A 12,818-nucleotide genomic window follows, 5' to 3' on the forward strand; every position below is an offset into this window, starting at 1 on the left:
AATTATGAGAGTGACTCTTTATCTATCTTATTTATTTTTTTGAAACAGTGCCATCGACTCTAAGTGTCCTGTATGAGGGAACATATCCAGTATACCTAACTTCTGTAACCTATAACCACTTTGCAACAGTACTTGGCTGTCTCTGGCCAATGTCGCCGGATTACATGAAACATACACTATAGAGTGTGCTTGCAGTTTTGCCACATACTCCATCACGCCTGGAGCCCCTGCTCGCGCTGGATCTAGCACTATTTTTGAAAATGTATTTTTGGCCCAAGCCTGCTTGGTAATATCCAGTTCTAAGTTGGCATGATGAAAGCTAACATTCGATAATCCGTTGCTCTCTGCATTTATTTGAGCACACCGAACCATCTCCTCAACCCCTTCAACACCTACAACGTGATTGACTCTTTTCGCTAGAGGTAAACTGAAATTACCTAAACCACAAAATAGGTCAAGTACTCGGTCACTGCTTTGTAGATCTAACCATGAAATGGCTTGTTGGACCATATCTTCATTCACTTGACGATTAACCTGTATAAAATCTTGAGGCGTAAAGGCGATCTCTACCCCATCAATCTCATAGTAGGGAGCCTCACCGTATACTCTATCAACAACGTTACTGTCAGGAGAAAGAAAGAGTGTCAACTGATGTTGCTTTGCAAAGGCGGTTAACTGTTCTAAGTCGTTAACAGAGAGTGGTTTTAAATGACGTAACAAACAGACTCTGCCTGTACTTGCCTCAACCAATTCAACATGCCCTAAATCTCGACGAGCAGACAGGCCATTGAGCACACAATGAAGCTCACCCAATAGTGACTCAAGTGGCTGAGTTAATACGGGGCACTCTCGAACGTCAACAATCGACTTGCTCTGACGTTTTCTAAATCCCATCAATAACGCGTTTGATGGCCGATCAAACTGTAAGCTCAGGCGAGCACGACGTCGATAAGCATGATCTGCGCTCAATATAGGTGGCTGCTGAGCTTTTTCTTGTTTATCAAGTTCTTGGCCTGAAAACTTGCTCATCAACTCATCTAATGCACTCTGCTTGGCCTTAATCTGCCCCGCTAAACTCAAGTGCTGTAAATTACAACCGCCACACTCTTGGTAGTGGCGACAAAACGGGTCCACTCGCTCTGAACTCGGTGTCAGTAACTTAATCAATTTAGCTTTCGCGTAATTTTTTTTATTTTCCGTTAACTGAACTAAAGCACGCTCTTCAGGTAAAACCCCATCAATAAAAACGGTTTTTTTGTCTAATAACCCAATGCCTGCACCTAAATGATCCAACCGAATAATGTTGATGGCTTTATGCTTAGCATCGATACGCTTTGTTTTTAAGGGTTTAAAAAATTGTGCCATTAAAAATAACCTAATGAAAATAAATCTATTGGGATCTCAATATCCTAATGCTTAGACCAAATTATATTCGCAAATATACTGACTATTGAGGTAATGTTACACCTATTGTATTAGAGTCGAGATAGCTATGTCGACATAACAGCTATTTTCCCACAGTGACATAAATTTGCAATTATAGAGAATCATGACTAAATACGGCTTACGTGCTCGCGTTATCACCATGACCTTGGCTCCTACTTTGATCATTGGTCTGTTACTTAGTACTTTTTTTACGATGAATCGGTATACCGATCTTGAGAACCAACTCATCTCTACCGGTACCAGCATCATTGAACCATTAGCCATCTCCAGTGAATATGGGATGACCACTAAAAGCCGAGAAGCGGTTCGACGACTCATCAGTTACACCCATCGAAAACACTCCAAAATCGTTCGAAGCATTGCCGTATTTGATTCAACCCATGAACTGTTTGTTACCTCAAACTTTCATCCCAATTTTGAACAGCTCATGTTAAATAGAGAGGTGCCTATTCCTCTTCTCTTAGACGTTAACTTGCATGATGATATTTTAATTCTTAGAGCGCCTATTTTGGCTGAAGGGCAATTCTCAAATCAATTTGAAGACACCGCCATCAATCAACCTTTAGGTTATATTGCCATTGAGCTGGATCTCTCCTCTCTACGTCTACAGCAATTCCAAGAGATATTCGCGGCCCTGACGGTGCTAGCGCTGGGCTTAAGTCTATCTGGCTTATTCGCCTACCGATTGATGCAAGATGTGACTAAACCTATCTCTCATATGGTGAGCGTGGTCGATCGCATCAGGCGCGGCCACTTAGATACTCGAATTGAAACCCATCTGCACGGTGAATTAGACACCTTAAAAAATGGTATTAATGCCATGGCGATTTCACTTTCGGAATACCATGTCGAGATGCAGCAGAGTATCGATCAAGCCACTTCTGATCTACGGGAAACTTTAGAACAATTAGAGATCCAAAACGTGGAACTGGATATCGCGAAAAAACGCGCACAAGAAGCGGCACGAGTGAAGTCAGAGTTCCTTGCTAATATGTCTCATGAACTGCGTACCCCACTCAATGGCGTCATTGGATTTACCAGACAGCTACTGAAAACCAGACTCTCAAGCAGTCAACAAGACTACCTACTCACCATTGAAGGTTCAGCGAATAACCTGTTAACGATCATTAACGACATTCTTGATTTCTCAAAACTTGAAGCGGGCAAGCTGTTACTTGAGAACATCCCTTTTGAGTTCCAAGAATCGCTTGATGAAGTGGTTGCTCTATTGGCACCAAGCGCTCACGAAAAAGGGTTAGAGTTAACCTTAAAAGTGGACACAAACATTCCAACTGGAGTGATTGGCGATCCACTGCGTATTCAGCAAGTGTTAACCAATTTAGTTGGAAACTCCATCAAATTTACTGAACGTGGCAATATTGATATTTCGATTGAGTTGAAGATGCTCAGTGACAACAGCATTGATATTCAGTTTGTGGTTCGTGACACTGGTATTGGCATCTCAGAGAGACAACAAGCGCAGCTATTCCAAGCCTTCAGCCAAGCTGATGCCAGTATATCTCGCCGCTATGGTGGAACCGGGTTAGGTCTGGTTATCACCCAAAAACTGGTCTCTCAAATGGGTGGAGAGATTGGATTAAGTAGCCGTCTACACCAAGGATCAACTTTCTGGTTCTCAATTCGATTAGGCACCACAGAATTACCTATTGCAGAGCCTATCGACAGTGAGCAACTTATTGGAAAGAGCATTTTACTTATTGACTCCAATACTCAATCTGCTGCGATTTTGCAACAACAGCTGTCGAAAGAGGGCTTATCCGTCGATCACTGCTTAGAGATTCCCTCACACATTGAGTTTCACGATGTGGCTCTTATCAATTTCAGTGCTGATAGCAGTTGGGACAATAGCTCTGTGTTACATTACATCAACCGACTGCAGATAGTGTGTCCTAAAGTCATTGTGGGTTTACCCAGTACTGAGCTCGCGCTGTCTGAAACGCTGCTCCACATTCCTAATGTGACTTGTTTGGCCAAACCACTGGCGAAAAGAAAACTTTTTAATGCGCTCGTTATCTCAAGCGATATTCTGCCAGAGGTTGCGGTTTCAACGCCAATGCAACCACAGAATGAGATCCTGCCGTTAACCGTTATGGCGGTTGATGATAACCCCGCGAACCTAAAATTGATTACCGCGCTACTTCAAGAGCGTGTTGAAACCGTTATCTCTTGTAGTAGTGGCCAAGAAGCCGTGGAACAGGCACAAAACCGACACTTTGATGTGATCTTAATGGACATTCAAATGCCTCAAATGGATGGGGTAATGGCGTGTCAAAAAATCAGAGAAATCCCTCATAACGTCATGACTCCGATTATTGCTGTCACCGCACATGCGATGGCAGGGGAACGCGAACGTCTCATTAATGCTGGTATGGATGACTATTTAACCAAACCGATTGAAGAGCATATTTTGCAACAAGTGTTGGTGCATTGGGATCCTAACAGCTGCTCGACTCAGGTTGAGAAAGTACAGCCAACATCGGTGGATGTTAACTCTCTCATCAAAAAGAGCCAGTCCGTACCGAAGAAATCTGATCCCATTGACTGGACGCTCGCTTTAAAACAGGCGGCAGGTAAAGAGGGGTTAGCAAAAGAGATGCTGCAGATGCTGGTCGATTTCATTCCAGAAGTTGACCAACAGATAGAGATCACACTAGAGAATCCTGAGCAGCAAGTCATCGCGCTTAAGGAGATCATCCATAAATTGCATGGAAGTTGCTCTTACAGTGGTGTCCCTCGATTAAAGGCATTGTGTCAAACCATTGAGACGGAGCTACGAGCTCAACAATCTATCGATAATATTGAGCCTGAGTTACTTGAACTGCAAGATGAGTTAACTAAGGTTTGTGAGTCAGCGAAAGATATTTATAAAGTGATAAAGCTATAGAACGAGCAGAGCGATCTCTGCTCGATCTCAAGATTCAAAGATAACGGTCGCCACTGCGTAGTTTCTTTCGTCTGATATAGTGAGGTGAATCTGGCTCACCTCTTTTTCTGTCGCAAGTTCTAGTGCCTTACCGAATAACGTTAAGACCGGTTTTCCTAAATGGTCATTGCCTATCTCAAAATCTTGAAACGTCACCCCACAAGCAATCCCTGTTCCCAACGCTTTTGAGGCAGCCTCTTTGGCAGAAAAGCGTTTCGCAAGGTAACGAGCCTGTTGCTTTAACCCACTGAATTTTTGATACTCTCGATCCGTTAAGATACGCTGGGCAAAAGCATCACCACTTCGAGAGAGCGCTTTTTCCACTCTCTCAATTTCAGCAATATCAGTACCTAATCCAACAATAGCCATTAACGACGAGCTTCATCCATCAACACTCGCATGTCACTGACCGCTTTACTTAAGCCATCAAACATTGCTCTACCCATCACAGAGTGACCAATGTTCAGTTCATACAGCTCTGGAATAGCAGCCATCGCTTTAACATTATGATAGGTAAGGCCATGCCCAGCATTCACTTTAATGCCTAACGAACTGGCATAAGTTGCCCCTACGGCAACCTTATCAAGCTCAACCTTCTGTTGCTCTTCATTTTCAGCGTCTGCATATTGGCCGGTATGCAACTCGATAAAAGGAGCACCACAAGCGGCAGCAGCTTCAATCTGTTTAGGGTCAGCATCAATAAAGAGAGAGACTTTAATTCCTGCAGCCGTCATCTTTTGTGTCGCCGCTTTCACTTTCTCTAGCTGCCCAACCACATCAAGTCCGCCTTCGGTCGTTAATTCTTCACGTTTTTCGGGAACTAAACATACGTACTCGGGAAGCACTTCAAGTGCAATAGCAACCATCTCATCGGTGACAGCCATCTCTAAGTTCATGCGCGTTTGAATCGTCTCTTTCAACACTCGCACATCGCGATCGTTGATGTGTCGACGATCCTCTCGAAGATGGATAGTGATGCCATCAGCCCCAGCTCGCTCTGCGATCTCCGCTGCGTGTACAGGATCTGGGTATTTAGTTCCACGTGCATTTCTTAGGGTCGCGACGTGATCAATATTAATACCAAGTAAGATTGGACTCATTTTGCAATTCTCCTTGCTCGAGGAACAAACAGTTCCCTGCTTTTTAATGGTTTGGCACCAAGATACGGCTTTAATGCTATACGTGTAAAGCGTTTAGCCGCTTTTAATTGTTCTTTTGTTTCAAATCTTCTTTCGCTGATGGCAATCAGTTCATTACCATAAAAAGTGAGGTTATCCATTCGAATAGAGGCCAGAAAACCTTTTTGCTCTCGAAAGCGATAAGTCATATCAGGGTCCACCGGCTCCCCCGTTCCTGAGCAGTGTAAAAAATCTACGCCATACCCCATTGCTGATAAGAGTGCTAACTCAAAGCGACGCAGTGCCGGTTCTGGGTTTTCTGTTTGAGCAAGTTCTGATAATGCAGATAGATAGTCTAGAAAAAGAGCTGGATATGGGGTTTCACTCTCTAAAACACGTCCAAGTAACTCATTGAGATAGAGCCCTGAATAGAGCATAACACCGGTTAATGGTAGCGAGAGACTGATGGTTTCTGCCTGACGAAGGGTTCGCATAGAGCCTCTACCCGACCACTTCATCAGCAGTGGCGTAAATGGCTGCAGTGCCCCTTTCAAATGAGAACGTTTACTGCGAGCGCCTTTTGACATAATTGAGAGGCGACCATACTCTTCGCTAAACACGTCTAAGATAAGACTCGTCTCGCTATAGGGTCGACGATGAAGGACAAAGCAGCGCTGCAGCCCATCCTCCATCAAGGGGTTATTAAAGGTCGTCAATGTACCCCAATGAACGCAGTGCACGCTCATCATCAGCCCAACCTGATTTCACTTTAACCCATAGTTCTAAGTAGACACCGCGCTCAAAAAGTTTTTCCATGTCTAGGCGAGCTTCACGACCGATGGTTTTAATTTTTTCACCACCTTTCCCTACCACCATTTTTTTCTGGCCTAAACGTTCAACCAGAATCAAACCATTGATTTGAAAACCATCATTATCAGGATTGTAATCAAAACGTTCGATCTCAACCGTCACAGAGTAAGGCAGTTCTTCGCCAGTAAAACGCATCAGTTTTTCACGAATGATCTCTGAGGCCATAAAGCGCTGCGAACGATCAGTCACATACTCTTCAGGAAAGTGATGCTCCGCTTTTGGTAGGTATTCACGAACAATTTTACGAATCGCATCAACATTGGTTCCTTTCTTTGCAGAAACAGGAATCACGTCAACAAAATCCATTTTTTCGGTTAATGTCTGCATATGAGACATCACTTCGGTGCGATCTTTTACGTTGTCTACTTTGTTCACCAGCATCACTGTTGGGAACTCAGCTTTACGCAATTTATTCAGCACCATTTCATCATCAGCGGTCCAGTGCGTACCGTCCACCATAAAGAGGACTAAGTTCACATCACTTAATGAGCTGTTAGCTGCGCGATTCATCAAACGGTTAATCGCGCGCTTCTCTTCAATGTGAAGGCCCGGAGTATCAATAAAAATGGCTTGATAATCCCCTTCAGTATCGACACCCATTATACGGTGACGAGTGGTTTGTGGCTTGCGAGAGGTGATCGATATTTTCTGCCCTAATAAATTATTAAGCAGGGTCGATTTACCAACATTTGGGCGCCCTACGATGGCAATAAATCCACAATGCTGATTATCTGTTGTTGTTGTACTTCCCTCTGACGAAAAATAGGCGTCGAGGTCAAACTCTTTATCTTCTGACATTAACTCAGTTGTCCTAATGCTATTTCAGCGGCCGCTTGCTCTGCCTTGCGACGACTGCTGCCTTTTCCTACAACAGGTTTTTCCATGCCTGAAATGTCACACTCAACCGTAAATTCTTGATTGTGTGCCTCACCTTTAATATTAGTCACATTATAAGCAGGCAGTGGTAAACGTCTGCCTTGTAAATGCTCTTGAAGCCTCGTTTTTGGATCTTTCTGTGATACACCCGGTTCAATGGTCTCTAAACGCGAGTGATACCAAGCGAGAATAATCTTACGTACTTCTTCGGTATTGCTGTCTAAATAGATAGCGCCAATAATTGCTTCTACAGCGTCAGCTAAGATAGAGTCACGTCTAAACCCGCCACTTTTTAGCTCACCTGGACCTAGAAATAGATAATCTCCCAGCATGAACTCTCGGCCAAGCTCAGCCAAAGTATGTCCTCGCACTAATGTGGCTCGCATACGACTCATATCGCCTTCATCAACGCTTGGGAAACGGTGATACAGTTCATCAGCAATCACAAAACTCAAAATAGAATCGCCCAGAAACTCTAGACGTTCATTATGTTTTCCGTTAGCACTACGATGAGTCAATGCTAAGTTGATCAGCTCAGGGTTTACAAACTCATAGCCGATCTTTCTTTGTAATCTGTTAATTGGTGTGGTCATAATTTTTAATCAATTCCGCCGACACGACTGAATCGTACATCGGTAGGTATCCAAGATGGCAGCACACTATCGCTACCGCGTTCAAATTCAAAGCTGATCCAGATTCCGACCGCTTTACCCACTAAATTCTCTTCTGGGACAAATCCCCAAAAACGGCTATCTGCACTATTGTCTCTATTATCACCCATAGCAAAGTAGTGGCCTTCTGGCACAACCCACGTATTCACACCAGGACGAGGCGAGTAATTTGCCTCACGGTTTGGTGCGTAAGGGTTAACTAAAATTTGGTGTTTGATACCATTATCAGCTAACTGCTCCGTAGCTTGAATCAAATCCGTTCTTCCTTGACTAAATTGACTGACTTGTACATCAGTAAGTGGCACCCACTTACACGACCCTTCACCTGACTGTTGAATACACAATTTCTTATCTTGAGTGTAAGTCACGGTATCACCGGGAAGCCCAACCACTCGTTTAATGTAATCAATAGTAGGGTCAACCGGGTACTTAAAGACAATCACATCGCCACGTTCAGGCTTTCCAGTCTCTAGTATCTCGTTTCTCCACATTGGCTCACGAAGGCCATAGGAGAACTTTTCAACCAAAATAAAGTCACCAACCAAAAGCGTCGGCATCATTGAACCGGATGGAATCTGGAACGGTTCATAAATAAATGAGCGTAATATTAACACTAGCCCTAACACCGGAAACATAGAAGCCGGAGTCTCTATCCAAGCGGGTTGAGGCGCAACTTTAGCAAGAGAAACGGCATCAACCAGACCACCAGAAATGTCCGCCGCAGCATCGATTTTTAGCTTACGCTTTGGTGCTAGAACAAATTTATCTAACGCCCAGATGATTCCCGTAAATAAGGTAAGTAAAACCAAAATTTGCGAAAAAGTAGCTGCCATTTGTTTCCCTTAATATCTGTTTATTGCTTAATATGTTTCAACATCGTGCTGAGTGGATAAAGATTAATCTTTACCTACATGAAGTATGGCTAAAAACGCTTCTTGAGGCAGCTCGACATTACCGATCTGCTTCATGCGTTTTTTACCCTCTTTCTGTTTCTTCAACAGTTTCTTCTTACGGCTAATATCGCCACCATAACATTTTGCGATAACGTTTTTACGCAACTGTTTAACGGTTGAACGAGCAATAATATGACCGCCAATTGCCGCTTGAATCGCGATATCAAACATCTGGCGAGGAATGAACTCTTTCATCTTCTCAACCAGTTGGCGTCCATGACTCTGTGAATTATCATGGTGCGTAATGATCGCGAGTGCATCCACTCTCTCACCATTAAGCAATACGTCAACACGAACCATGTTAGACAGTTCGTAACGCTGAAAGTTGTAATCCAACGAAGCATAACCTCGTGAGGTCGATTTTAATCGATCGAAGAAATCTAACACCACTTCAGACATTGGAATGTCATAAGTCAGTGCCACTTGATTTCCGTGATAAACCATATCCACCTGCGTTCCGCGCTTCAAAATACATAAGGTAATTACATTACCTAAATATTCAGAAGGAACCAGTATGTGACAACGTGCAATAGGTTCACGGATCTCTTCAATACTGTTAACAGCAGGCAGCTTAGCTGGGCTGTCGACATAAAGAAGGTTGCCATCACTCTCAATCACTTCATACACTACGGTTGGCGCTGTCGTAATAAGATCGAGATCATATTCACGCTCTAAGCGCTCTTGAATAATTTCCATGTGCAGCATGCCTAGGAAACCACAACGGAAACCAAAACCTAATGCCGATGAACTCTCTGGTTCGTAGAATAGAGAGGCATCATTCAGACTCAGTTTGCCCAATGCATCGCGGAAATTTTCATAATCATCGGAAGAGACAGGGAATAGACCTGCGTAAACCTGAGGTTTTACTTTCTTAAAGCCAGGAAGACGCTCGGTACTCCCCCCTTTGGCAACAGTAAGCGTATCACCAACTGGTGCACCAAGAATGTCTTTAATACCACATACGACCCAGCCTACTTCGCCGGTATTCAGTAAGTCGGTATCAACCTGTTTTGGTGTGAAGATACCTAAACGGTCAACACCCCAAACTTGGTCAGTGCTCATCACTCTGATTTTGTCGTTTTTCTTTAGCGACCCATTTTTGATTCGAACCAGTGAAACAACACCTAAATAGTTATCAAACCATGAATCGATAATCAAGGCTTGTAATGGCGCGTTAGGATCACCTTCTGGTGGTGGAATAGAAGCAACAATGTCTTCCAATACCAGATCAACACCTAAACCGGTTTTTGCTGAACACTGAGTCGCATTGCTAGCTTCAATACCAACAATGTCTTCAATTTCTTCAGCGACTCGCTCAGGATCTGCTGCAGGAAGGTCAATTTTATTAAGGATTGGAACCACTTCCAAATCCATCTCCATCGCCGTATAACAGTTGGCTAACGTTTGAGCTTCAACGCCTTGACCGGCATCAACCACTAACAGTGCGCCTTCACAAGCAGCTAAAGAGCGAGATACTTCATAAGAGAAATCTACGTGGCCTGGGGTGTCGATAAAGTTGAGCTGATAGGTTTCGCCATCATTCGCTTTATAATCAAGAGTAACACTCTGGGCTTTAATGGTGATGCCGCGCTCACGTTCAATATCCATTGAATCAAGCACTTGGGCTGCCATTTCACGTTCTGCAAGGCCGCCGCAAACCTGAATTAAACGGTCGGATAAAGTCGACTTACCGTGGTCGATGTGCGCGATGATCGAAAAATTACGAATATTCTTCATGGATATTGTGACTGACTCAATTAATAAAAAGATGGGATCGTTAGATCAAGTTGCAGGATTCTACCGAATTTCGGCGCAGCTAGCTATCTTCTGATGCTGCATTTGTCGTCATATTGTCAGATAACGGTGCACCAAGAACTCTTAACAGACGTAATTCGCCTTCTGTTCCTGCTTCATTTCTTGTTGCAATGCACTTTGCCAGTTTGAATCCAACCCCTGTAAATACAATGGCTACAGCAATTACAAACGGTTCGCCTAGGCGAAGAATAGGCTCTAAAATCGTCTGTGCAAAGAGGGCCCCAAGCAGTAAAAAAAGCAAGGGGATAATATAAACAATAATTGCGGATTGCAGTAAGTTCTTCTCTGGAAGGCCTATCTCAACCAGTTGACCAATTGTTAAGGACTGCTGAGTGGTGAACGTCCACTGATGCTCTTTTCCTGGAATCACTCCAGATACGATGCCAGTGCCGCAACTCTGTTTTGACGCACAGTTGCCACAACTGGTTTGTTGCTTACAGCCGACTGTCACCCGATCATTTTCAATATCGATCACAGTTGCTAGAGCACTCATCATTACTGATTATCCTTACTACTATCGCTATCAAAGCGAATAGACTCTGCAATTCGTTTTGCGGTGGCAATAGGTATATCTCCGATGATGGTCACTTCACGCTTATTGGTCACATGACTGTGCAATGTACGTCGCCCCTGCCTAACCAGCTGTTCTTTCAACGACTTAGAGTCTGCGTCTGAAACATATACAGAGAACGTAAACAGGCCATCAGTGAACATTTGGCTCTCTACTTCTCTTTGCGTATTGGCTAAGTTATATCGATTAAGAGTAACAACCTCAAACCCAGCAGGCTTCCAGCCAAGTTTCCAGTTTACGCTGCCAACAGGCTGTTTAGGGAAGCTCACCACTTCTGGCAGTGTCGCCTTTTTTAGACCTGACATCAGCTCGGCAATTTTATCATTGACAGCATAAGAGATTACTTTGTATTGCTCGATCACTTCACCATCACGATCAATTAGATCTGTTCTCAATGGTAAGTTACTGCGTTGATCGATCCAAACCAAGTAGGAATATCTCAGTCCATCTTTCGGTACGATTCTAACCACATCACATGGAGATCCCGCCTCACGAGACCGTCCCATAGAGACAAAGTCATAATATTGCGCAAGTTGCTCAATGCTTCGATTCATGAGTGGGGGTAAAGGTGCCACCATTGACTCTGTAGCCAAAGAGAAAGGTTCGATACTCTGCTCAATATAACTCACCTCTTCGCCACGTCGGATCACCTCACGGACCGGACCACTTAAATAGATAACATGCTCAAACGTCTGCTCATCACTGTTTGAGTGGCGATACATTAAAGGCTCTATGCTATTTTTTCGAATTAGCACATAAGAGAGTTCATAGTTAAGTTGATCACTAGCTTGACTCATTTGATGCAACAAAGCCTCGGCAGTTTCTGACTCTGCTGAGGCTTGTATTGGAATCAAACTAATCAGTGCTACAACACCGATCAGGAATTTTTTCATCTATTCTGCCATTTTACTGTCTTGTGTTAATGGATCATCTTTAACACTGCTGTCGCGAGCATTCAATCGTAATTGAAGTTCATAATCTTGCAGCATTGCATTGACTCGACGTCTCTGCTCCATTAACTGAGTTTCGTTTTGAGAAGTGTGTCTTACTGAGTTTCTAGTTAAGCTCACAGGTTCAGCAGATCCGGCAAATGGGACGGTATTTAAAACAGGCAACTGCTCAATAGCTGAGCCCGCTCCATCCACACCATTATATTGCTGTACACCCACTATCACGGCTAACGAAACACACGCAGTTAACGCAACTTGACTCAGTTGTGTCAACCAAGAAGGTAGGGTTCTTCGAGCTTGTGTCGGTTTAGGTTGAGACGCCATCAGTTCGACCACATTATCTGAACTCGTTAACTGATGTGCAGGCTCTTGTTCTAATGCCAAAGCAACATTGCCAGCAATATCCCACTCTTTACTTACAGGTGCTTCTCCGCGCATTACATCACCAATTAAGTGGTAACTCGCCCAAGCATCTGAACACTCCTTGTCGGTAGACAAAGTGGATAGTAACCCTTTATCTACCACCTCTCCATCTACTAAAGCAGAGAGTTTTTCGTTATCAGACTGTTTGTCGTTATGAAACATTATCATCACCGTTTAAGTG

At 43.7% G+C, this 12,818-nt stretch carries 12 protein-coding genes; 1 reads left to right on the forward strand and 11 read right to left on the reverse strand.

Features of this window, described 5'->3' with window-relative positions:
* Nucleotides 1–27: 27 nt before the first annotated feature.
* Nucleotides 28–1,365 (reverse strand): 23S rRNA (uracil(1939)-C(5))-methyltransferase RlmD, encoded by a 1,338-nt coding sequence (rlmD, locus tag L4C32_RS06930; protein WP_428196133.1) that lies wholly within the window; start codon nt 1,363–1,365, stop codon nt 28–30.
* Nucleotides 1,366–1,549: 184 nt separating this feature from the next.
* Between rlmD and barA the strand changes: the two genes are divergently transcribed.
* Nucleotides 1,550–4,351, forward strand: a complete 2,802-nt coding sequence (gene barA / locus L4C32_RS06935) for a two-component sensor histidine kinase BarA (protein WP_428196134.1) — start codon at nt 1,550–1,552, stop codon at nt 4,349–4,351.
* A 27-nt stretch (nt 4,352–4,378) separates the two neighbouring features.
* Here the strand turns inward: barA and acpS are convergent, their stop codons facing one another.
* The 10 genes from acpS to L4C32_RS06985 form a co-directional block, all read right to left on the reverse strand.
* Entirely contained in the window at nt 4,379–4,759 is a 381-nt protein-coding gene (gene acpS / locus L4C32_RS06940; protein WP_428196135.1) for a holo-ACP synthase, read from the reverse strand.
* Nucleotides 4,759–5,490, reverse strand: coding sequence for a pyridoxine 5'-phosphate synthase (gene pdxJ / locus L4C32_RS06945; protein WP_428196136.1), 732 nt, complete (start codon nt 5,488–5,490; stop codon nt 4,759–4,761). Before pdxJ ends, acpS begins: the two co-directional genes overlap by 1 nt.
* Nucleotides 5,487–6,200, reverse strand: coding sequence for a DNA repair protein RecO (gene recO, locus L4C32_RS06950; protein ID WP_428196188.1), 714 nt, complete (start codon nt 6,198–6,200; stop codon nt 5,487–5,489). The genes pdxJ and recO overlap by 4 nt, the downstream gene beginning before the upstream one ends.
* A gap of 10 nt (nt 6,201–6,210) precedes the next feature.
* Nucleotides 6,211–7,176 carry a GTPase Era gene (gene era, locus L4C32_RS06955; protein ID WP_428196137.1) on the reverse strand — a complete coding sequence of 322 codons (966 nt, stop codon included), beginning with the start codon at nt 7,174–7,176 and terminating at the stop codon, nt 6,211–6,213.
* Entirely contained in the window at nt 7,176–7,847 is a 672-nt protein-coding gene (rnc, locus tag L4C32_RS06960; protein WP_428196138.1) for a ribonuclease III, read from the reverse strand. Before rnc ends, era begins: the two co-directional genes overlap by 1 nt.
* Before the next feature lie 5 nt (nt 7,848–7,852).
* Nucleotides 7,853–8,758, reverse strand: coding sequence for a signal peptidase I (gene lepB, locus L4C32_RS06965; RefSeq protein ID WP_428196139.1), 906 nt, complete (start codon nt 8,756–8,758; stop codon nt 7,853–7,855).
* A 63-nt stretch (nt 8,759–8,821) separates the two neighbouring features.
* Nucleotides 8,822–10,615, reverse strand: a complete 1,794-nt coding sequence (lepA, locus tag L4C32_RS06970) for a translation elongation factor 4 (RefSeq protein WP_428196140.1) — start codon at nt 10,613–10,615, stop codon at nt 8,822–8,824.
* 79 nt (nt 10,616–10,694) lie between these two features.
* Nucleotides 10,695–11,189 (reverse strand): SoxR reducing system RseC family protein, encoded by a 495-nt coding sequence (locus L4C32_RS06975; RefSeq protein WP_428196141.1) that lies wholly within the window; start codon nt 11,187–11,189, stop codon nt 10,695–10,697.
* The gene (rseB, locus tag L4C32_RS06980; protein WP_428196142.1) at nt 11,189–12,157 is read right to left on the reverse strand and encodes a sigma-E factor regulatory protein RseB; all 969 of its coding nucleotides are present in this window, start codon (nt 12,155–12,157) and stop codon (nt 11,189–11,191) included. The genes L4C32_RS06975 and rseB overlap by 1 nt, the downstream gene beginning before the upstream one ends.
* A complete protein-coding gene (locus tag L4C32_RS06985) occupies nt 12,158–12,799 on the reverse strand; it encodes an RseA family anti-sigma factor (protein ID WP_428196143.1) in 642 nt (213 codons plus the stop codon).
* Nucleotides 12,800–12,818: the final 19 nt, after the last annotated feature.

The organism is Aliivibrio kagoshimensis, assembly GCF_050337105.1.
In the GTDB taxonomy this organism is placed as follows: Bacteria; Pseudomonadota; Gammaproteobacteria; order Enterobacterales; family Vibrionaceae; genus Aliivibrio_A; species Aliivibrio_A kagoshimensis.

Coding starts and splice junctions, on each gene's coding strand:
- rlmD (WP_428196133.1), bottom strand. CDS start 1,365: ATGGCACAATTTTTTAAACCCTTAAAAACAAAGCGTATCGATGCTAAG.
- barA (WP_428196134.1), top strand. CDS start 1,550: ATGACTAAATACGGCTTACGTGCTCGCGTTATCACCATGACCTTGGCT.
- acpS (WP_428196135.1), bottom strand. CDS start 4,759: ATGGCTATTGTTGGATTAGGTACTGATATTGCTGAAATTGAGAGAGTG.
- pdxJ (WP_428196136.1), bottom strand. CDS start 5,490: ATGAGTCCAATCTTACTTGGTATTAATATTGATCACGTCGCGACCCTA.
- recO (WP_428196188.1), bottom strand. CDS start 6,200: ATGGAGGATGGGCTGCAGCGCTGCTTTGTCCTTCATCGTCGACCCTAT.
- era (WP_428196137.1), bottom strand. CDS start 7,176: ATGTCAGAAGATAAAGAGTTTGACCTCGACGCCTATTTTTCGTCAGAG.
- rnc (WP_428196138.1), bottom strand. CDS start 7,847: ATGACCACACCAATTAACAGATTACAAAGAAAGATCGGCTATGAGTTT.
- lepB (WP_428196139.1), bottom strand. CDS start 8,758: ATGGCAGCTACTTTTTCGCAAATTTTGGTTTTACTTACCTTATTTACG.
- lepA (WP_428196140.1), bottom strand. CDS start 10,615: ATGAAGAATATTCGTAATTTTTCGATCATCGCGCACATCGACCACGGT.
- L4C32_RS06975 (WP_428196141.1), bottom strand. CDS start 11,189: ATGATGAGTGCTCTAGCAACTGTGATCGATATTGAAAATGATCGGGTG.
- rseB (WP_428196142.1), bottom strand. CDS start 12,157: ATGAAAAAATTCCTGATCGGTGTTGTAGCACTGATTAGTTTGATTCCA.
- L4C32_RS06985 (WP_428196143.1), bottom strand. CDS start 12,799: ATGTTTCATAACGACAAACAGTCTGATAACGAAAAACTCTCTGCTTTA.